Raw genomic sequence first — 20,370 nt, forward strand, 5'->3', positions numbered from 1 at the left:
CAATACAATTGCAAGTGGTCAAACCCTACACCGCCGCCGTCGTCACTCCGCCGTCGATGACGATGGTCTGCCCGGTCATGAAGCTCGAGGCGTCGGAGGCGAGATAGGCGACGGCGCCGGCAATTTCGTGGGGTTCGCCGATGCGGCGGAGCGGCGTGGTGGCGGTGCGGCGCTTCAGGTTGGCTTCGTCTTCCCAGAGGGCGCGGGCGAAATCGGTCTTGACGAGGCCGGGCGCGATGCAGTTGACGCGGACGCCTTTCGGGCCCCATTCGCCGGCGAGCGAACGGCACAGTGCGAAGTCCGCGGCTTTGGAGATGCCGTAGGCGCCGATCACGGTCGAGCCGCGCAAGCCCCCGATCGAGGAGATGATGATCACGGAGCCGCCTCCGCGCTCGGCCATTTGCGGGATCGCCAGCGCGGAGAGCCAGATGTTGCTCTTGACGTTGCTTCCCATGATCTTGTCGAAGGCTTCATCGGTGATGTCGAGCAGCGGGCCGTAATAGGGATTCACCGCGGCGTTGCAGACGAGGATATCGATCTTTCCGTAATGCCTGGTCGCGCCTGCAATCAGCGCCTCGACCTCGTTCTTGCGCGCGATGTTGCAGGGGATGACGAGGGCATCGCCGCCGGCAGCAATGATGCCGTCGGCGACCTCCTTGCAGGGCTCAAGCTTGCGCGAGGAAACCACGACCTTGGCGCCGAGCTTCGCCAGGAGTTCAGCAGAGCAGCGGCCGATGCCGCGGCTGGAGCCGGTGACCACCGCGACTTTGCCGGTGAGATCGAACGGGGTGTTTTTCATTGTCGTTGCCTCGATGCTTCAACGGCCTCCGTCATTGCGAGGAGCTCTTGCGACGAAGCAATCCAGACTGCCTCAACGGAAAGATCCTGGATTGCTTCGCTTCGCTCGCAGTGACGTGACGGTGGTGATACTCAGATCAACCCGCCCGCGTCCGCGACGCGGCGCTGGTGGTAGTCGGTGTCGCCGAACGTGTTCTCGATCATGGTGAGGCGCTTGAAGTAGTGGCCGATCTTCGCCTCCATGGTCATGCCGATGCCGCCGTGGAGCTGGATCGACTGCTGGCCGACGAATTTGGCGGACTTGCCGATCTGCACCTTGGCCGCGGCGATCGCGTTGGACCGCTCCTTGGCGTTCTCGAAATCGTTCGCCATGGTCGCGAACATCGACATCGAGCGTGCCTGCTCGGCGGCGACGAACATGTCGGAGGCGCGGTGCTGGAGCGACTGGAACGAGCCGATCGCGACGCCGAACTGTTTTCTGGTCTTGATGTACTCGACGGTGGTCTTGAGCGATTCATCCATCAGGCCGACCGCCTCGGCACAGAGTGCGACGCGGGCGTCATCGACCACGCGCTCGATCAGTGCGAGCGAATCCTCGGGGTTGCCGAGCACGGCATCCGGGCCGACCTCGACACCGGTGAAGGTGATGTCGGCGGCGTGCAGGCCGTCCTGCGTCGGATAGCCCTTCCTGGCGACGCCCTTGGCATTCGCCGGGACCAGGAACACGCCGATGCCGGTCTTGTCGCGGCGGTCACCCCTGGTGCGGGCGGTGACGACAAGCGTGTCGGCATTCTCGCCATTGAGCACGACGAATTTTTCGCCGTCGATGATCCAGCCATCGCCCTTCTTCTTCGCGGTCGTGGTGACGTCGAACAGATCGTAGCGCGAGTTCTTCTCGAGCTGCGCGAAGGCCAGCGTCTTGCTGCCGTCGATGATCCCGGGCACGTGCGCGGCCCTCTGCGCATCGGTGCCGGCATGGCGCAGGAAGCCGCCGCCGATCACGACCGTGGCGAGATACGGCTCCAGCACCAGCGCCTTGCCGAGCGCCTCCATCACGATCATGGTCTCGACGCCGCCGCCGCCAAAGCCGCCGTCGGCCTCGCTGAAGGGTAGGCCGAGCAGGCCCTGCTCGGCGAGCTTGAGCCAGACGGTCTTGCTCCAGCCGCCCTTCTCCGCCATGTACTTCTTGCGGCTCTCGAAATCGTAGGAATCGGTCAAGAGGCCGTCGATGCTTTCCTTGAGAAGCCGCTGCTCCTCGTTCAAATCAAAATCCATGTTTCTCTACTCTCCCGGTATCTGATGTCGTCATGCCCGGCCTTGTGCCGGGCATCCACGTTTCTCCGTGCCGCTAGGCGTGGATGGCCGGGTCAAGCCCGGCCATGACGTCGAGTGCATGGCGACGAGTTGCAATCACAGCCCCAGCACCGCCTTGGCGATGATGTTGCGCTGGATCTCGTTGGAGCCGCCGTAGATCGAGACCTTGCGATTGTTGAAGTAGCTCGGCGCGATCTGGGCGGTCCAGTCCATGGCTTCGTTCGAGCCGTCGTCGCCGTGCACGTCGTAAGGCGCGGCGAACGGGCCGATTACTTCCATCAAGAGCTCGGTGGTGGTCTGCTGGATCTCGGAGCCCTTGATCTTCAGCACGGACGAGGCCGGATTGGGCTTGCCCTTGCCGTGCTTGCCTTCGTCGGCGACGACGCGCAGCTGCGTCAGCTCGAGCGCCTTCAGCTCGATCTCGCAGGCCGACAGCTTCTCGCGGAAGGCCGGGTCCTGGATGATCGGCTTGCCGCCGGATTCGACCTTGGAGGCGAGATCCTTGATGCGGCGGATGCGCTCCTTGGAGACGCCGACCCGCGCGATGCCGGTGCGCTCGTTGCCGAGCAGGAACTTGGCGTAGTCCCAGCCCTTGTTCTCCTCGCCGATCAGGTTCTCGATCGGGACTTCCACGTCGTCGAAGAACACCTCGTTGACCTCATGGCCGCCGTCGATAGTCTGGATCGGACGCACGGTGACGCCCTTCGACTTCATCGAGAACACGATGAAGGAGATGCCCATCTGCTTCTTCGCGGAGGGGTCGGTGCGGCAGAGGCAGAAGATCATGTCGGCGTGCTGGGCCAGCGTGGTCCAGGTCTTCTGGCCGTTGATGATCCACTTGTCGCCCTTGCGCTCGGCTTTCGTCTTCAGCGAAGCGAGGTCGGAGCCGGAGCCGGGCTCCGAAAAGCCCTGGCACCACCAGTCGTCGACATTGGCGATGCGCGGCAGATACTTCTTCTTCTGCTCCTCGTTGCCGAAGGTGTAGATGACGGGGCCGACCATGCTGACGCCGAAGGCGAGCGGCTGCGGCGCGGGATGCGCCTGAAGCTCCTCGTTGAAGATGTAGTGCTGCACGGCGGTCCACCCGGTGCCGCCATATTCCTTGGGCCAGTGGCTGACGCCCCAGCCTTTCTTGTTGAGGATGCGCCACCACGTCACCATCTCGTCCTTGGTGAGATGCCGGCCCTCGACCAGCTTGCGCCGCGTATCCGGCGGCACGTTGTCGCGGAAGAACTGCCGCACTTCCTCGCGAAACGCCTGCTCTTCTTTCGTGAATGCGAGATCCATCGGATCCTCCTGTGAACGTTATTCCCTATTCGTCATTCCGGGCGCGCGAAGCGCGAACCCGCAAATCTCGAAATTTTGGCTCGAGGTTCCGGGTTCATTCGCGTGCCGCGAATGCCCGGGAACGACGGGGCCCGTTACTGCAGCACCTCGAACAGCCCGGCAGCGCCCATGCCGCCACCGACGCACATGGTGACGACCGCATATTTGGCCTTGCGGCGGCGGCCTTCGATCAAAGCGTGGCCGGTGAGGCGCGCGCCCGACATGCCGTAGGGATGGCCGACCGAGATCGCGCCGCCATTGACGTTGATCTTGTCGGGATCGATGCCGAGCTTGTCGCGGCAATACAGCACCTGCACCGCGAAGGCTTCGTTGAGCTCCCAGAGGCCGATGTCGTCGACGGTGAGACCGTGGCGCTTCAAAAGGCGCGGCACGGCGAAGACCGGGCCGATGCCCATCTCGTCCGGCTCGCAACCGGCGGAGACGAAGCCGCGGAAGATGCCGAGCGGCGCAAGGCCGCGCTTGGCGGCTTCCTTGTCGCTCATGATGACGGAGGCGCTGGCGCCGTCGGAGAGCTGGCTGGCATTGCCGGCGGTGATGGTGAAGCCCTCGCCGCGCACCGGTTTGAGGCCGGCGAGGCCCTCGATCGTGGTCTCGGGGCGCGGGCCTTCGTCCTGCGACAGCGTGACCTCCTTCATCGACACGGCGCCGGTTGCCTTGTCGGTGACCGCCATCTGCGTCGTGATCGGCGCGATCTCCTCCTTGAACTTGCCGCCCTGCTGGGCCGCAGCGGTGCGGCGCTGGCTCTCCAGCGAATATTCGTCCTGGCGTTCGCGCGAGATGCCGTAGCGCTTGGCGACGACCTCGGCGGTGTCGATCATGGGCATGTAGACCTCGCCCTTGATCTTGAGCAGCGCCGGATCCTGGGCGTGGAAGCCGTTCATCTTGTCGTTCTGCACGAGCGAGATCGACTCGCCACCGCCGCCGACCGCGATCTCGACGCCGTCGAAGATCACCGAACGCGCGGCGAGCGCGATGGCCTGCAGGCCCGAGGCGCATTGCCGGTCGATGGTGGTGCCGGCGACGGCGACGGGCAGACCGGCGCGGAGCAGCGCCTTGCGCGCGATGTTGCCGCCGGTCGCGCCCTGCTGGAGGGCTGCGCCCATCACGACGTCCTCGATCTCCTTCGGGTCGACTTTTGCGCGCGCGACGGCTTCGCCGATGGCGTGGCCGAGCAGGGTTGCGCCCTCGGTGGCGTTGAGCGCGCCGCGATAGGCCTTGCCGATCGGGGTGCGGGCAGTGGAAACGATGACGGCGTCGGTCAAGAACGACCTCCTGATGCGGTTTTGGTGGATTGTGACGGTTTCTGCTGCTGGCGCAATTCGTGGCGCGACAATTTTCCGACCGGCGTGCGCGGCAGATCGTCGACGAACTCGACCGCGGCCGGCAGTTCGTGCTTGCCGAGCTTGCCGGCGAGCTGCGCGCGCAATTCGTCCAGCGAGAACGGCTTTGCGTCCGGCTTGAGCTTGATGAAGGCCTTCGCGGCCTCGCCGCGATACTGGTCGGGAATGCCGAGCACGATCACCTCGTGCACGCCCGGAATGGTGTAGATCGCCTGCTCGATCATCTGCGGATAGACGTTGAAGCCGCCGGAGATGATCATGTCCTTCTTGCGATCGACCAGGAAGAAATAGCCGTCGGTGTCGACATAGCCGATGTCGCCGGTGAGGAAGCGGCCGTCGACGAAGGCCTCAGCGGATCCCTCCGGCTTGTTCCAGTAGCCCTTGGTGACGTTCGGGCCCTTGATGCGGATCTCGCCGACTTCGCCCGGCGGCAGCACGCGTTTGGGATCGTCGAGCGCGACGACGTCGAGCTCGATGCCGGGCAGCATCAGGCCGATCGAGCCGGGCTTGTCCGGGCCGGTGGGCGGGTGGCCGGTGCCGGGCGAGCAGGTCTCGGTCATGCCCCAGCCGCTGCGCAGCTTCTTGCCGATCTTGCGCTCGAAGAAGCTCGCGATCTCCACCGGCAGCGGCGCGCCGCCGGAGCCGATGGTGGCAAGCGAGGAGAAGTCGCGCTTGTCGAGATCGGGGAGCGCGGCGATCGCGATCCACATCGTCGGCACGCCCGGAAAATAAGTCGCGCGTTTCACCTCGATATCGCGCATCACGGCCTCGACGTCGAAGCGCTGATGCAGCGAGATCAGGTTGCCGCGGCGAAGCGAGGACAAGAGCACGACGGTGAGCGCGTAAATGTGGAACAGCGGCAGCACGCAGATCACGCGCTCGATCACGTCGCCGCGGGCGGCGCGCGCCGGCTTGCCCCAGACGTCGTAGATCGACACCGCCGCGGTGAGATTGCCGTGGGTCAGCATCGCGCCCTTGGGCAGGCCGGTGGTGCCGCCGGTATATTGCAGCAGCGCCACGTCGTCGGCCGTCACGGACGGCCACTGTGCCGGTGCGGTCGCGCCCTCGACAAAGGTCTTGGAGGTGACGATGCGGGGATCATCGGGGATCGCCGCCTGCGGCGTGCCGACCTTGCCCCAATGATCGTCCTCGCAGACGACGAGGCGATCGATCAGGCCCTTCTCCAAAAATTTCAGCGCGGTCGGCAGCAGCGCCTGGAGGTTCGAGGTCACGAGCACGCGCGAGCCGGAGTCGGAGACCTTGTGGGTCAGCGCGATCTCACCGTCGAGCGGCGACAGATGCGCGACGCGGCTGCCTGCCTTCAGCGCGCCGAAGAAATTGATGGGGTGGTCGGGCGTGTTGCCGAGGAACAACGCCACCGACGTGCCCTTGCCGCAGCCGGCCCGCAAGAACGCCGCGGCGGCGCGATCCACCATCGCGGCAAGCTCGGTGTAGGTCATGGGCCGGTCGCGAAACTCGATCGCAGTGCGCGGGCCGTAATCGGCGGCGGCTTTCGACAAGAGGTCGGGCAGCGTGCCCTGGACGATGGTGTCGTCCCACCGCACGCCCTCGGGATAAAACTGTTCGCCGGGATGGATCATTGCTTCTCTAAACCACGCAGACCGTCATTCCGGGGCGGCTCGAAGAGCCGAACCCGGAATCTCGGGATTCTCAGGTGCGCAGCTGCGCACCATAGTTCGCCCTTCGGGCAGGGGCAGCAGCGGCCATCACGCCGCCTTCGACGCCGCCGCGAGCGAGGCGAACGTCTTGCCCTCCGCCGCGAGCCTCTTCAGCAGCGGCGCGGGCTCGAGGCTGGGGTCGTTGGTCTCTTTGGCATAGAAGGCGAGACGGTCGGCGATGTGCTTGAGGCCGACGGTGTCGGCCCAGTACATCGGGCCGCCGCGATAGATCGGCCAGCCGTAGCCGTAGAGCCAGACCACGTCGATATCGGAGGGGCGCGCCGCGATGCCCTCTTCGAGGATCTTCGCGCCCTCGTTGATCATCGGGTACATCATGCGCTCGAGGATCTCCTCGTCGCTGACGACGCGCTTCTTGCGGCCGAGGCGGAGAAGCGTCTCGTCGATCAGCTTCTCGACCTCCGGGTCGGGCAGCGGCGCGCGGGAGCCGGCTTCGTACTTGTAGTAGCCCTTGCCGGTCTTCTGGCCGAAGCGGCCGGCTTCGCACAGCGCGTCCGCGATCTCCGACTTGATGCCGCGGTCTTTCCGCGAGCGCCAGCCGATGTCGAGTCCGGCGAGATCGCCCATCGCGAACGGTCCCATCGGCATGCCGAACTTGGTGACGACCGCGTCGACCTGCTGCGGCAGGGCGCCCTCGAACAGGAGCTTCTCGGCCTGCTTGCCGCGCTGCGCCAGCATGCGGTTGCCGACGAAGCCATCGCAGACGCCGACAACGGCCGGCACCTTTGCAATTTTGCGCGCGATCGTGACGGCCGTCACGAGAGCATCCGGCGCGGTCTTGTCGGCGCGGACGATCTCGCACAGCTTCATGACGTTGGCCGGCGAGAAGAAGTGCATGCCGAGCACGTCCTGCGGACGCTTGGTCGACTTGGCGATCTCGTCGATGTTCAGGTACGAGGTGTTGGAGGCGAGCACGGCGCCGGGCTTGGCGTACTGGTCGAGCTTGCCGAACACCTCCTTTTTCACTGCCATGGTCTCGAACACGGCCTCGATGACGAGATCGGCATCGCCGACATTCTCGATGCCGACCTTGCCGTCGATCAGCGCCATGCGCTTGGCGGGCGCATCGGCCGGAATGCCGCCGCGCGCAGCGGTCGCTTCCCAGTTCTTCTGCATCACGCCCATGCCGCGCTTGAGCTGCTCCTCGCCGGTCTCGATCAGGGTGACCGGAATACCGGCATTGGCAAAGGACATCGCGATGCCGCCGCCCATGGTGCCGGCGCCGAGAATGGCAACACGGTTGACCGGACGCGGCTTGGTGCCATCAGGGACGCCCGCGATCTTGTTGGCCTCGCGCTCGGCGAAGAACGCGTAGCGCTGCGCCTTGGACTGATCGCTGGCGACGAGCTTGAGGAAGCCTTCGCGCTCCTTCTTCAGACCTTCGTCGAAGGGCAGGTCGATGGCATAGCCGACGGCGTCGGCGGCCGCGAACGGCGCCTCCAGGCCGCGCGACTTCTTGGTCATGGCGGCAACCGCATTCGTGAAGATCGAGCGGTCGGCCTTGGCGGCCGCGAGCTTGGAATCGTCGTCGCGCAGCCGGCGCAGCGGACGCTTCTCGGCGATGAGCTTGCGAACGAAGGCTTCGCCGCCGGACGCCGGTCCTTCGACGATCTCCTCGATCAAGCCGTTCTTCAGCGCTTCCGCCGCACCGATCGGGTCGCCGCCGACGATCATCTTGACGGCGAGCTCGGGCCCGACCGCGCGCGGCAGGCGCTGGGTGCCGCCGGCGCCGGGCAACAGGCCGAGCTTCACCTCGGGCAGGCCGAGCTTGGCTTCTTTCACCGCCACGCGGAAATGGCAGGCGAGCGCGACCTCGAGACCGCCGCCGAGCGCCGTGCCGTGGATAGCGGCAACGACCGGCTTGGGCGAATTCTCGATCTCGGACAGCACGTCGTTGAGGGCGGGCGGCTTCGGCGGCTTGCCGAACTCGGTGATGTCGGCACCGGCGATGAAGGTGCGGCCGGCGCAGGTCAGCACGATGCCCTTGATGGCGGGATCGGCGATTGCGGCCTTGATGCACTCGAGGATACCACCGCGGACTGCGGCACTCAGCGCATTGACCGGCGGACTGTTGACCGTGACGATCCCGACTTCGTCATGACGCTCAAGCTTGACCACTTCGCTCACGGTGTCCCTCCTTGGTGGGGATTTACTTTTGTTCGATTTCGCGGTGCGGAATTTAATTCCGCATCTTGACGGCAGGGTTATTTTGAAGCACGGACGTTGTCAACGACTCCGCGCAAGAAGCAGATCAGGGATGAAGCGTACAGGAAAGAAGGCTGCGACCGATCGGAATTTCGTCGTCGCGCTTTCCCGCGGACTGGATGTATTGCGCGCGTTCCAACCCAATGACGGCCTGCTCGGCAATCAGGAGATTGCGGCCCGCACCAAGCTGCCCAAGCCGACCGTGTCGCGGCTGACCTACACGTTGACCAAGCTCGGTTATCTGACGCCGGTTCCCCGGTTCGAGAAGTACCAGCTCGCCCCTGCAGCGATGTCCCTCGGCTACGCGGCATTAGCCAATCTGGGCGTTCGGCATTTGTCCGAGCCGTTCCGCGAGGAAGTGATGCGCGCGACCGGCGGCGCCGTCGCCGTCGGCGGCCGCGATCGTCACAGCATGATCTATTTCGGGCAAAGTCGCGGCAGCGAGACGGTCGGTGTTCAACTTGACGTCGGCTCGCGCGTGCCGATTGCAACTACCGCGATGGGGCGCGCCTATTACTGGGCCCTCGACGACGAGGGTCGCGCTGAAGTGTCGCGCATTCTGCGCGAACATTACGGCAGCCGCTGGCCGAAGATGCGCGACGGCTTGGAGCGGTCCGGCGAGATCATAGCGAAGTATGGCTTCGCCATTTCGGTCGGAGACTGGCACGACGACATCGGCGCCGCCGGAGTGGCGCTCAAGCTCAACGACGGAACCGGACCTTACGCATTCAATTGCGGCGCGCCAGCATTCCGTTTCACGGAAGAGCGTTTGATCAACGACATTGGACCGCGTCTGCTTGCGATGGTAAGGAACATCGAAGCGGCGCTCGGGGGTCTGATGCCGCATTCCAAAAAAGACATCAGCAAAAAGCTGAAATCAGGAGGAAAAGTTGCGCGTGTGGCCGAGGGATTCAGATAGCCTTTGTCGTCACCGGGAGCGGTTCGCATCGCCCCATCGCTCACTGAAGAACGTGAGCGAGACGAGATGACGCAGGCACAGCTCGCGCGGGGGACATCGCCCCTGCTCGCAGTTCGCGACGTCAGCGTCGTGTTCGGCGGCATCGTTGCGCTCAACGGTGTGTCCTTCGACATGCACAAGGGCCAGATCCTCGGATTGATCGGGCCCAACGGCGCCGGCAAGACCACGCTGTTCAACTGCCTCAGCCGGCTCTACCAGCCGTCGTCCGGCGACATTCTGATGGAAGGCGTGAGCATCCTGTCGCGGCCACCGCACCGGATCGCCGAGATCGGCATCGGCCGCACCTTCCAGAACGTGGCGCTGTTCCCGAATCTGTCGGTGATGGACAACGTCCGCGTCGGCGCGCATTCGAAGACCTCCAGCGACATCATCAGCGACTCCTTAAGGCTGGCCTGGGTCCGGCGCAGCGAGACCGAGGTCAACAAGAAGGTGCACGAGATCCTCGCCTATCTCGATCTCGAGGACGTCGCCCACACCGTGGTGTCAGGCCTGCCCTTCGGCACGCAGAAGCGGGTCGAGCTGGCGCGCGCGCTGGCCGCCGACCCGAAGATCCTGCTGCTCGACGAGCCGGCGGGCGGTCTCAATCATGAGGAGGTCTATGTGCTGGGCGACCTCATCCGCCGCATCCGCGATGAGCGCCACATGACCGTGCTGCTGGTCGAGCACCACATGGGCCTCGTGATGTCGATCGCCGACCACGTGGTCGCGCTCAATTTCGGCAAGAAGCTCGCGGAAGGCACCCCCGCCCAGGTGCAGGCGGACCCTCACGTCATCAAGGCCTATCTCGGGAGCAAAGACCAATGACGACACTGCTCAACGTCAAGGATCTGCGCGCCTATTACGGTCAGGTCCAGGCGCTCCATGGCCTGTCCTTCTCGCTCAACGAGGGATCGCTGACGACGCTGCTCGGGGCCAACGGCGCCGGCAAGACCACGACGCTGCGCGCGATCTGCAACATGGTGCGCTCGACCGGCGCGATCGAGTTCGACGGCAAGCCGCTGAACAACCGCTCGACCGAGAACATCGTGCGGTACGGCATTGCCCATGTGCCGCAGGGCCGCGGCACCTTCACCAACATGACCGTGGAGGAGAACCTCCAGCTCGGGGCGATCACCCGCAAGGACAGCGCCGGCATCGTCTCCGACATCGAGCGCATGTATGCGCATTTCCCAGTCTTGAAGCAGCGCCACACCCAGCAGGCCGGCACGCTGTCCGGCGGCGAGCAGCAGATGCTGGCGGTCGCTCGGGCGCTGATGCTGCGGCCGCGCCTGATGCTGCTGGACGAGCCCTCCTTCGGGCTCGCGCCGCTGGTGGTGCGCGATCTGTTCGGCATCCTCGGCAAGATCAACCGCGAGGACAAGGTGTCGATCCTGGTGGTCGAGCAGAACGCCCAGCTCGCGCTCGAGCTCGCCGATCAGGCCTATGTGATCGAGACCGGGCGCATCGTGATGTCGGGCAAGGCCAAGGACATCGCGAACAACGAAGAAATCCGCAAATCCTATCTGGGTTATTGAGGTGGGTGCATCGATGGAATCGATCTATCCGCGCGCTCGCTACACCTCTCCCGAAGGGAGAGGTCGATTTGCGAAAGCAAATCGGGTGAGGGGTTACGGTCTCTCGTTGGAGCGGCGCCCCCTCACCCGGATTGCTTCGCAATCCGACCTCTCCCCGCTGGGAAGAGGTGTCGTCGCCGACGCCGTTCTCGCTCAATCCCAACTCGCAGCGCTATAGGGGAGCCCGAGGTCCATGGAGCTTTTCACCAACCAGGTCCTGGCCGGCATCGCCACCGGCGCGATCTATGCCTGCATGGCGCTCGCCGTGGTCATGATCTACCAGGCGATCGACCATCTCAATTTCGCGCAAGGCGAGATGGCGATGTTCTCGACCTTCATCTCCTGGCAGTTGATGCAGTGGGGCGTGTCCTACTGGGCTGCCTTCATCATTACGCTGGCATTTTCCTTTGTCGCCGGCATCGCGATCGAGCGCATCCTGTTCAAGCCGCTCGCCAAGGCACCGGTGCTGACCAACGTCGCCGGCTTCATCGCCCTGTTTGCGATCATCAACTCCTCGGCCGGCCTGATCTGGGACTTCACCATCAAGCAATATCCGACCCCGTTCGGCTCCGCGCCGTTCCTGGGCAGCCAGCTGATCTCCACCCACCAGGCCGGCATGATCGGCGTCACCGTACTGCTGCTGCTCGGCCTCTATTTCTTCTTCCAGTACACCAGGATCGGCCTCGCCATGCGCGCCGCCGCCTCGGTGCCTGAATCGGCCCGCCTCGTCGGCATCAACACGAGCTGGATGATCGCGCTCGGCTGGGGCATGGCGACCGCGATCGGCTCGATCGCCGGCATGCTGATCGCTCCCGTCGTGTTCCTCGAGCCGAACATGATGGGCGGCGTCCTGATCTACGGCTTCGCCGCGGCGGTGCTCGGCGGATTGTCGAGCCCGTTCGGCGCCGTGGTCGGCGGCTTCCTGGTCGGCGTCTTCGAGAATCTCGCCGGCACCTACATCCCAGGGGTCGGCAACGAGCTGAAACTTCCGATCGCGCTCGCGCTGATCATTTCCGTCCTGGTCGTCAAACCCGCTGGCCTGTTCGGCCGGCACATCGTCAAGCGAGTTTGATCATGAGCGCTGCAGAAGAAGTCGTCGCCGAAGGCCACGAAGCGGTCGAGGCGGTTCCGAAGCGGGCCATGACGCTGGGCACCGGCACCTCGCTGCTGGTGCTGGCGGCGCTGCTGATCGTGCCGGTGTTCGTCAAGAACTTCATCATCTTCCAGATGACGATGCTCCTGATCTACGGGCTCGCGGTACTGGCGCTGAACATCCTGACCGGCGGAAGCGGCCAGTTCTCGCTCGGCCAGAGCGCGTTCTACGCCGTCGGCGCCTATACCTCGGCGGTGCTTATGGAGCACGCCAACATCAACTACGCGCTGACCATTCCGATTTCCGCCGCGGTCTGCTTCGCATTCGGCTACCTGTTCGGCAAGCCGGCGCTGCGGCTGTCGGGCGTCTATCTCGCGCTCGCGACCTTCGCACTCGCCACCGCGATGCCACAGCTGTTGAAACTGAACTTCCTCGAGCACTGGACCGGCGGCGTGCAAGGCCTCGTCGTCACCAAGCCGGACGCACCGTTCGGCCTGCCGATGTCGCAGGACATGTGGCTGTACTACTTCACGCTCGTCGTGACCGTCGCGATCTACATCTTCTCGGTGAACCTGCTGCGCTCCCGCTCCGGCCGCGCCTTCATGGCGATCCGCGACAACGAGATCGCGGCCTCCTCGATGGGTGTCAACGTCGCGCTCTACAAGACGCTCGCTTTCGGAGTGTCCGCCGGCATCACCGGCGTTGCCGGCTCGCTTGGCGCCATCGCCGTGCAATTCGTCGCGCCCGACAGCTACACCATCACGCTCGCGATCTCGCTGTTCCTCGGCATGGTCGTCGGCGGCGTCGGCTGGCTGCCCGGCTCGTTCGTCGGCGCGGCCTTCATCATCTTCGTGCCGAACATGGCGGAAAGCATCTCCAAGGGCCTTTCCGGCGCGGTGTTCGGGGTGCTGTTGTTCCTCGTCATCTACCTCGTGCCGCACGGCGCAAGACAGGCCGCAATCCTGGGCCAGCAACTCGCTGGCAAGCTCAGGAAGAACTGAAAACTCTCAAGGACAGTCGTTAACCAAGGAGACCCAATTGCTTTTCGGAAGAACACTGCGATCCGCCGCGCTGGTCACGGCAACGGCGGCCATCACTCTCACCTCCGGCGCTGCACTCGCCCAAAAGAAATACGACACCGGCGCGTCCGATACCGAGATCAAGATCGGCAACATCATGCCGTACAGCGGTCCGGCGTCGGCCTACGGCATCATCGGCAAGACCGAAGAAGCCTATTTCAAGATGATCAACGACAAGGGCGGCATCAACGGCCGCAAGATCAATTTCGTGACCTATGACGACGGCTATTCGCCGCCGAAAGCCGTCGAGCAGGTCCGCAAGCTGGTCGAGAGCGACGAGGTGCTGACCGTCTTCAATCCGCTCGGCACACCCTCGAACACGGCGATCCAGAAATACCTCAACGCCAAGAAGATCCCGCAGCTCTTCGTCGCCACCGGCGCCACCAAGTGGAACGATCCGAAGAACTTCCCCTGGACCATGGGCTGGCAGCCCTCCTACCAGAGCGAAGCGCACATCTACGCGAAATGGCTGATGAAGGAGAAGCCCGATGCCAAGGTCGCGATCCTCTATCAGAACGACGATTTCGGCAAAGACTACCTCAAGGGCACCAAGGACGGGCTCGGCGCCAAGGCCTCTTCCATGATCATCATGGAAGAGAGCTATGAGGTCTCCGAGCCTTCGATCGACGGCCACATCGTCAAGATCAAGGCGGCCAATCCCGACGTGCTGCTGATCTATGCGACGCCGAAGTTCGCGGCCCAGACCATCAAGAAGACCGCCGAGCTCAGCTGGAAGCCGCTCCAGATCCTCACCAACGTGTCGATCTCGGTCGGCAGCGTGATGAAGCCGGCCGGCTTCGAGAGCGCGCAGGGCGTGCTGTCGGCGGCCTATGCCAAGGATTCGACGGATCCGCAGTGGGTCAACGATCCCGGCATGAAGAGGTGGAACGAGTTCGTCGACAAGTACATGCCGGGTGCCGACAAGTCCGACACCAGCATGGTCTATGGCTACGGCGCCGCGTCGACGCTGGCCAAGGTGCTGGAAATGTGCGGTGACGACCTCACCCGCGCCAACCTCATGAAGCAGGCGGCGAGCCTGAAGGACTTTGCGCCGGATACCCTGCTGCCCGGCGTCAAGATCAACACCAGCGCCGCCGACTTCGCTCCGATCGCGCAGCTCCAGATGATGCGCTTCAAGGGCGAGAGGTGGGAACTGTTCGGCGAGATCATCAGCGGCGACGTCGCCTCCGAATGACACGCTGATGCAACAATTCAGCGCGAAGAGCCCCCGCAGGCAACTGCGGGGGCTTTTTGTTGACGTCTGGCCGCAATCTTGTTCAATGCGGCGCCGATCCAGCTCGGGGTAGGAGAACAATGACTGCCGTTCGTTTTCAGGTTGCGACGCTCTGGGTCGCATTCGCGTTGTGCACTGCAATGAGCAGCGAAGTGCTGGCGCAGAAAAAATATGACAGCGGAGCTTCCGATACCGAGATCAAGATCGGTAATATCATGCCCTATAGCGGTCCGGCCTCCGCCTATGCCGCGATCGGCAAGGCCGAAGAAGCCTATTTCAACAAGATCAATGCTGAGGGCGGCATCAACGGCCGCAAGATCAAATTCATCTCCTATGACGACGCCTATTCGCCGCCGAAAACGGTCGAGCAGGCGCGCAAGCTGGTCGAGAGCGACGGGGTGCTCTTGATCTTCGGCTCGCTCGGAACCTCCACCAACAGCGCCATCCGCAAATACATGAACGAGAAGAAGGTGCCGCAATTGTTCGTAGCGAGCGGTGCGTCGAAATGGAACGAGCCCAAGCAATATCCATGGACCATGGGCTGGCAGCCCTCCTACCAGAGCGAAGCGCGCATCTACGCCAAGTACATCATGAAGGAGAGGCCGCAGGCGAAGATCGGCGTGCTCTACCAGAACGACGATTTCGGCAAGGACTATCTGAAGGGACTCAAAGAAGGCCTCGGCGCCAAGGCTTCGATGATCGTGCTGGAAGAGGCCTACAACACCTCGGAGCCGGCGGTCGACGAGCACGTGGTCAAGTTGAAAGCCTCCGGTGCCGACGTCTTCATCAGCATCACCACACCGAAATTCACGGCGCAAGGAATCAAGAAGGCCGCGGAGATCAACTGGCATCCGGTCCAGATCATCTCCAACGTCTCGGCCTCGGTCGGCGGCGTGATCGAACCGGCGGGGTTCGAGATCTCGCAAGGCATCCTGTCGGCGAGCTACACCAAGGACGGCTCCGATCCGCAGTGGGATGCCGATGACGGCATGAAGAAATTCTACAACTTCCTCGCCCAATACGACCCCAAGGCCAACAAGCTCGATGCCGGCGTCGCGTTCGGCTATGCCGCCGCGCAGACCATGGTGAAGGTGCTGCAGATGTGCGGCAACGATCTCACCCGCGAGAACGTCATGAAGCAGGCCGCCAGCCTGAAGGACTTCGCACCCGACACGCTGCTGCCCGGCATCAAGATCAATACCGCGCCGGACAATTTCGCCCCGATCGAACAGCTCCAGATGATGCGGTTCAAGGGCCGGAAATGGGAGCTGTTCGGCGACATCATCTCGAGCGAGCTCGGACAATAGAGCCGTCGCGAGCAGCCGCAATTTGGAGTTAATTAGATCGGAGTGACGCAACTCCAGGTTCGCGCGATCGCGGGCGCGGCAGTACTGCCGCATGGAAATATTCCGCACCGCATCGATCAAATCACGCTCTCGACGATGGTTTCGCCGGGGGCGTTTTTCTTGCTGGGTGCGGGAGAAGGGTATTCAATGTGAGCCGGAGGGCACGAGACGAGCGCTCCCAATCAAGAACAAGCGACACATTCAACAGACCCAGGGAGATCGAGATGCCTGCAATGCATGTGCGTTTGGGGGCCCTTGCGGCTGCCCTCGCGCTGTCTGCCGCTCTGTCCACCGTAGCGTCAGCGCAGAAGAAATACGATACCGGCGCATCGGACACCGCAATCAAGATCGGCAACATCATGCCCTATAGCGGACCGGCCTCCGCTTACGGCGTGATCGGCAAGACGGAAGAAGCCTATTTCCGCAAGATCAACGCTGAAGGCGGCATCAACGGTCGCAAGATCAACTTCATCAGCTATGACGATGCCTACTCGCCGCCGAAGACGGTGGAGCAGGCCCGCAAGCTCGTCGAGAGCGACGAGGTTCTGCTGATCTTCAACTCGCTCGGCACGCCGCCCAACTCGGCGATCCAGAAATACATGAACTCCAAGAAGGTGCCGCAGCTCTTCGTCGCCACCGGCGCGACCAAGTGGAACGATCCGAAAGATTTCCCCTGGACCATGGGCTGGCAGCCCAACTACCAGAGCGAATCGCAGATTTACGCAAAGTACATCCTGAAGAACCATCCCGACGCCAAGATCGGCGTGCTCTACCAGAACGACGATTACGGCAAGGACTATCTGAAAGGCTTCAAGGACGGACTTGGGAACAAGGCCTCGATGATCATCATCGAGGACAGCTATGAAGTCTCCGAGCCGACCATCGACTCGCACATCGTCAGGCTGAAGTCGTCCGGCGCGGACGTGTTCTTCAACATCACGACGCCGAAATTCGCGGCGCAGGCGATCAAGAAGAATGCGGAGATCGGCTGGAAGCCGCTCCATTTCCTCAACAACGTGTCGGCGTCGATCGGCAGCGTGATCAAGCCGGCAGGCTTCGAGAACGCGCAGGGCATCATCTCCTCGCAATATTTCAAGGATCCCACCGATCCGCAGTGGAAGAACGATCCCGCGATGAAGGCCTGGAACGAGTTCCTGGACAAATACTATCCCGAGGCCAACCGGGCCGACGCCTCGGTGATGTACGGCTTCATCGTGTCCCAGGGTCTCGTGCAGGTGCTGAAGGCCTGCGGCGACGATCTGACGCGTGAGAACGTGATGAAGCAGGCGGCCAGCCTGAAGGATTTCGAACCGCTCGGCCTGCTGCCGGGCGTCAAGGTTAACACCAGCCCCACCGACTTTGCTCCGATCTCCCAGTTGCAGCTCATCCGCTTCAAGGGGGAAGCCTGGGAGCGGTTCGGCGACGTTCTCAGCAGCGACGTCGGAGGCTAGGGGATCGACAGGCGCGAATAACGACTAAAGACGCAGCCCCTGCGGCCAAGTCGCAGGGGCTTTTCCTTGAAGCTTTCGGGCAAATCGTATTGAATTGCGGTCGCGCCACCAAAAAACCCGAGACAAGAAAAGGGACGCACACACCAAGAAAAACAGGGAGATTGGAATGCCTGCTGTCACCGGCAAGCTTGCGGCCGCATCATTGGCGCTCGCGCTCATCGCGGCCTCGGCCTCATCTGCATCAGCCCAGAAGAAATACGATACCGGCGCGACCGACACCGAGATCAAGATCGGCAACATCATGCCCTACAGCGGACCGGCCTCCGCCTATGGCATCATCGGACGCACCGAAGCCGCCTATTTCAAGAAGGTCAACGACGAGGGCGGCATCAACGGCCGCAAGATCAACTTCATCAGCTATGACGATGCGTACTCGCCGCCGAAGACGGTGGAGCAGGCCCGCAAGCTGGTCGAGAGCGACGAAGTGCTGCTGATCTTCAACTCGCTCGGCACACCGTCGAACTCGGCGATCCAGAAATACATGAACTCGAAGAAGGTGCCGCAGCTGTTCGTCGCCACCGGCGCCACCAAGTGGAACGATCCGAAAGATTTCCCCTGGACCATGGGCTGGCAGCCCAACTACCAGAGCGAGACGCAGATCTATGCGAAGTACATCCTGAAGGAGATGCCGAACGCGAAGATCGCCGTCCTGTTCCAGAACGACGATTACGGCAAGGACTATCTCAAGGGCCTGAAGGATGGCCTCGGCGCCAAGGCCGCCAGCATGATCGTGGCCGAGGAAAGCTACGAGACGTCCGAACCGACGATCGACAACCACATCGTCAAGCTGAAGGCCACCGGCGCCGATATCTTCGTCAACATCACCACGCCGAAATTCGCGGCACAGGCGATCAAGAAGAACGCCGAGATCGGATGGAAGCCGATCCACTTCCTCAACAACGTCTCCGCCTCGGTCGGCAGCGTGATCAAGCCCGCCGGCTTCGAGAACGCGCAAGGCATCATCTCGGCGGCCTATCTGAAAGACACCACCGATGCGCAATGGGCCAACGACGCCGGGATGAAGGCATTTCTCGATTTCATGACGAAGTACTTCCCCGAAGGCGACAAGACGGACAACGGCACGATCGTCGGCTACGGCGTCGCGCAGACGCTGGTCCAGGTGCTGAAGAACTGCGGTGACGATCTCACGCGCGCGAATGTGATGAAACAAGCCGCGAGCCTGAAGGACTTCCGCACCGAGGTGCTGCTACCCGGCATCAAGATCAACACGTCGGCGACCGACTTCGCCCCGATCAGCTCACTGCAGCTGCAACGCTTCAAGGGCGAGCGATGGGAACTGTTCGGCGACGTGATCGACGCGGAAGCCGGCGGCTAGCGCGAAACACACGACGAGCCCCCGCGAGACGATCGCAGGGGGCTTTGCTTGCGCGTGGATTATGATCATGCGATTGCACAATCGAATGATGATAAAGGCCGCTTACGCTTTGCCGCACGATGCGGTAGGCAGATGGCCGGCGACCTTGTCGCCGCCACCTCAGTCTGCTCAAGGCCATCGTCCATGACCGACCGCCGTCCTTTGCTCCGCGCGCTCTACGACGCCGCCGTCGCCGCCGCCCATCCCGACGTGGTGCTGGCCCCTCATTTGCGGCCTGCCCCCAAGGGACGCGTGATCTGTCTTGCCGCCGGCAAGGGCGCCGGCGCGATGGCCGCGGCGGCGGAGCGGCACTATCTCGATACGCTCAAGCTCGCGCCGGAGCGGCTGGTCGGCATCGCCACCACGCGCCACGGCTACGGCGTGCCGACGCGCCGCATCCGCGTGGTCGAGGCCGGTCATCCCGTGCCCGACGAGGCCGGCCTGAAGGGCGCCGCCGACACGCTGGCGCTCGCCGGCGAGGCCGGGCCCGACGATCTCTTGCTGGTGCTGCTCACCGGCGGCGGCTCGGCGAACTGGATCGCGCCGGTGGAGGGCATCAGCTTCGTGCAGAAGCAGGCGGTCAACAAGGCGCTGCTGCGCTCGGGTGCGCCGATCGGCGAGATGAATGTCGTTCGCAAGCACCTGTCGCGCATCAAAGGCGGCCGGCTGGCGCGCGCCGGCAGGAATGCCGCCGAGATCGTCACGCTCGCGATCTCGGACGTGCCGCACGACGAGCCCTCCGCGATCGCCTCGGGCCCCACCGTGCCCGACGCGACGACGCTGGCGGATGCGCGCGCGATCGTGGCCAAGTACAGGCTCGACGTCGACGATGCGGTGCGCCGCGCGCTCGACGATCCCAATAACGAGAGCTGCAAGCCGGGTGACGCGGCGTTTGCGCGTGCGCATTTCGAGCTGATCGCGCGGCCCAAGCAATCGCTGGACGCCGCGGTGAAGCTCGCGCGCCAGTCCGGCTACGAGACCATCGATCTCGGCGCCGATCTCGAAGGCGAGGCCCGCGAGGTCGCCGCCGATCATGCCAGGCTGGCGCTGCAAGCCCGCGCCCAGGGCAAGCGCGTCGCGATCCTCTCCGGCGGCGAGCTCACGGTGACCGTGCGCGGCCATGGCCGCGGCGGACCGAACCAGGAATACGCGCTGGCGCTCGCCGAGCTGCTCCAGGATACGCCGGACATTTCGGCGCTCGCCGGCGACACCGACGGCGCCGATGGTGGTGCCGGCCACCCCACCGACCCCGCCGGCGCGCTGATCGACGCAGCGACGTTTGCGAAGATGAAGGCGCTGGCGCTTCAGCCGCAGGCCTATCTCGACAACAACGACGCGACGACGTTCTTCGAAGCCACGGGGGATCTGCTGCAGCCGGGGCCGACGCTGACCAATGTGAATGATATCCGCGTGATCCTGGTGGATTGAGGCGCGAAAGCGGGGAATCCAGTACGCCGCGGCTTATCGACAAATCACAACCGTCTCGGAGTACTGGATCG

At 63.7% G+C, this 20,370-nt stretch carries 16 protein-coding genes; 10 read left to right on the forward strand and 6 right to left on the reverse strand.

Going from position 1 to position 20,370, the window contains the following annotated elements:
* Window positions 1-25: 25 nt before the first annotated feature.
* From BRAD3257_RS36045 to BRAD3257_RS36070, 6 genes are all read right to left on the reverse strand, one after another.
* Window positions 26-799, reverse strand: coding sequence for an SDR family NAD(P)-dependent oxidoreductase (locus BRAD3257_RS36045; protein WP_122405783.1), 774 nt, complete (start codon window positions 797-799; stop codon window positions 26-28).
* A gap of 131 nt (window positions 800-930) precedes the next feature.
* Window positions 931-2,073, reverse strand: coding sequence for a pimeloyl-CoA dehydrogenase small subunit (pimD, locus tag BRAD3257_RS36050; RefSeq protein WP_122405784.1), 1,143 nt, complete (start codon window positions 2,071-2,073; stop codon window positions 931-933).
* Window positions 2,074-2,208: 135 nt separating this feature from the next.
* Window positions 2,209-3,399 (reverse strand): pimeloyl-CoA dehydrogenase large subunit, encoded by a 1,191-nt coding sequence (gene pimC / locus BRAD3257_RS36055; RefSeq protein ID WP_122405785.1) that lies wholly within the window; start codon window positions 3,397-3,399, stop codon window positions 2,209-2,211.
* 134 nt (window positions 3,400-3,533) lie between these two features.
* Entirely contained in the window at window positions 3,534-4,721 is a 1,188-nt protein-coding gene (locus BRAD3257_RS36060) for an acetyl-CoA C-acyltransferase (protein ID WP_122405786.1), read from the reverse strand.
* Window positions 4,718-6,400, reverse strand: coding sequence for a dicarboxylate--CoA ligase PimA (gene pimA, locus BRAD3257_RS36065; protein ID WP_122405787.1), 1,683 nt, complete (start codon window positions 6,398-6,400; stop codon window positions 4,718-4,720). The genes BRAD3257_RS36060 and pimA overlap by 4 nt, the downstream gene beginning before the upstream one ends.
* A gap of 126 nt (window positions 6,401-6,526) precedes the next feature.
* Window positions 6,527-8,623 (reverse strand): 3-hydroxyacyl-CoA dehydrogenase NAD-binding domain-containing protein, encoded by a 2,097-nt coding sequence (locus tag BRAD3257_RS36070; protein WP_122405788.1) that lies wholly within the window; start codon window positions 8,621-8,623, stop codon window positions 6,527-6,529.
* A gap of 130 nt (window positions 8,624-8,753) precedes the next feature.
* On the opposite strand from BRAD3257_RS36070, the gene BRAD3257_RS36075 reads away from it, so the two are divergent.
* The 10 genes from BRAD3257_RS36075 to BRAD3257_RS36120 all read left to right on the forward strand — a co-directional run bounded on the left by BRAD3257_RS36075 (window position 8,754) and on the right by BRAD3257_RS36120 (window position 20,299).
* The gene (locus BRAD3257_RS36075; RefSeq protein WP_162500653.1) at window positions 8,754-9,620 is read left to right on the forward strand and encodes an IclR family transcriptional regulator; all 867 of its coding nucleotides are present in this window, start codon (window positions 8,754-8,756) and stop codon (window positions 9,618-9,620) included.
* Between the two features lie 66 nt (window positions 9,621-9,686).
* Window positions 9,687-10,484, forward strand: coding sequence for an ABC transporter ATP-binding protein (locus BRAD3257_RS36080; protein ID WP_122405789.1), 798 nt, complete (start codon window positions 9,687-9,689; stop codon window positions 10,482-10,484).
* Window positions 10,481-11,194 carry an ABC transporter ATP-binding protein gene (locus BRAD3257_RS36085; protein WP_122405790.1) on the forward strand — a complete coding sequence of 238 codons (714 nt, stop codon included), beginning with the start codon at window positions 10,481-10,483 and terminating at the stop codon, window positions 11,192-11,194. The genes BRAD3257_RS36080 and BRAD3257_RS36085 overlap by 4 nt, the downstream gene beginning before the upstream one ends.
* A 232-nt stretch (window positions 11,195-11,426) precedes the next feature.
* The gene (locus BRAD3257_RS36090; RefSeq protein WP_122405791.1) at window positions 11,427-12,305 is read left to right on the forward strand and encodes a branched-chain amino acid ABC transporter permease; all 879 of its coding nucleotides are present in this window, start codon (window positions 11,427-11,429) and stop codon (window positions 12,303-12,305) included.
* Between the two features lie 2 nt (window positions 12,306-12,307).
* Complete coding sequence (locus tag BRAD3257_RS36095; protein ID WP_122405792.1) at window positions 12,308-13,327, forward strand: branched-chain amino acid ABC transporter permease; 1,020 nt, start codon at window positions 12,308-12,310, stop codon at window positions 13,325-13,327.
* A gap of 37 nt (window positions 13,328-13,364) precedes the next feature.
* Window positions 13,365-14,600 carry an ABC transporter substrate-binding protein gene (locus BRAD3257_RS36100; protein WP_162500462.1) on the forward strand — a complete coding sequence of 412 codons (1,236 nt, stop codon included), beginning with the start codon at window positions 13,365-13,367 and terminating at the stop codon, window positions 14,598-14,600.
* Between the two features lie 119 nt (window positions 14,601-14,719).
* On the forward strand, window positions 14,720-15,946 hold the full coding sequence (locus tag BRAD3257_RS36105) for an ABC transporter substrate-binding protein (protein ID WP_122405793.1): 1,227 nt from the start codon (window positions 14,720-14,722) through the stop codon (window positions 15,944-15,946).
* A gap of 263 nt (window positions 15,947-16,209) precedes the next feature.
* Window positions 16,210-17,436, forward strand: coding sequence for an ABC transporter substrate-binding protein (locus BRAD3257_RS36110; protein ID WP_122405794.1), 1,227 nt, complete (start codon window positions 16,210-16,212; stop codon window positions 17,434-17,436).
* A gap of 166 nt (window positions 17,437-17,602) precedes the next feature.
* Complete coding sequence (locus BRAD3257_RS36115; RefSeq protein WP_122405795.1) at window positions 17,603-18,832, forward strand: ABC transporter substrate-binding protein; 1,230 nt, start codon at window positions 17,603-17,605, stop codon at window positions 18,830-18,832.
* 183 nt (window positions 18,833-19,015) lie between these two features.
* Entirely contained in the window at window positions 19,016-20,299 is a 1,284-nt protein-coding gene (locus BRAD3257_RS36120; RefSeq protein WP_122405796.1) for a glycerate kinase type-2 family protein, read from the forward strand.
* Window positions 20,300-20,370 lie beyond the last annotated feature (71 nt).

The organism is Bradyrhizobium vignae (assembly GCF_900324035.1).
Lineage (GTDB): Bacteria > Pseudomonadota > Alphaproteobacteria > Rhizobiales > Xanthobacteraceae > Bradyrhizobium > Bradyrhizobium vignae.

Coding starts and splice junctions, on each gene's coding strand:
- BRAD3257_RS36115 (WP_122405795.1), top strand. CDS start 17,603: ATGCCTGCTGTCACCGGCAAGCTTGCGGCCGCATCATTGGCGCTCGCG.
- pimA (WP_122405787.1), bottom strand. CDS start 6,400: ATGATCCATCCCGGCGAACAGTTTTATCCCGAGGGCGTGCGGTGGGAC.
- BRAD3257_RS36085 (WP_122405790.1), top strand. CDS start 10,481: ATGACGACACTGCTCAACGTCAAGGATCTGCGCGCCTATTACGGTCAG.
- BRAD3257_RS36095 (WP_122405792.1), top strand. CDS start 12,308: ATGAGCGCTGCAGAAGAAGTCGTCGCCGAAGGCCACGAAGCGGTCGAG.
- BRAD3257_RS36110 (WP_122405794.1), top strand. CDS start 16,210: ATGCCTGCAATGCATGTGCGTTTGGGGGCCCTTGCGGCTGCCCTCGCG.
- BRAD3257_RS36080 (WP_122405789.1), top strand. CDS start 9,687: ATGACGCAGGCACAGCTCGCGCGGGGGACATCGCCCCTGCTCGCAGTT.
- BRAD3257_RS36075 (WP_162500653.1), top strand. CDS start 8,754: ATGAAGCGTACAGGAAAGAAGGCTGCGACCGATCGGAATTTCGTCGTC.
- pimD (WP_122405784.1), bottom strand. CDS start 2,073: ATGGATTTTGATTTGAACGAGGAGCAGCGGCTTCTCAAGGAAAGCATC.
- BRAD3257_RS36045 (WP_122405783.1), bottom strand. CDS start 799: ATGAAAAACACCCCGTTCGATCTCACCGGCAAAGTCGCGGTGGTCACC.
- BRAD3257_RS36120 (WP_122405796.1), top strand. CDS start 19,016: ATGACCGACCGCCGTCCTTTGCTCCGCGCGCTCTACGACGCCGCCGTC.
- BRAD3257_RS36090 (WP_122405791.1), top strand. CDS start 11,427: ATGGAGCTTTTCACCAACCAGGTCCTGGCCGGCATCGCCACCGGCGCG.
- pimC (WP_122405785.1), bottom strand. CDS start 3,399: ATGGATCTCGCATTCACGAAAGAAGAGCAGGCGTTTCGCGAGGAAGTG.
- BRAD3257_RS36105 (WP_122405793.1), top strand. CDS start 14,720: ATGACTGCCGTTCGTTTTCAGGTTGCGACGCTCTGGGTCGCATTCGCG.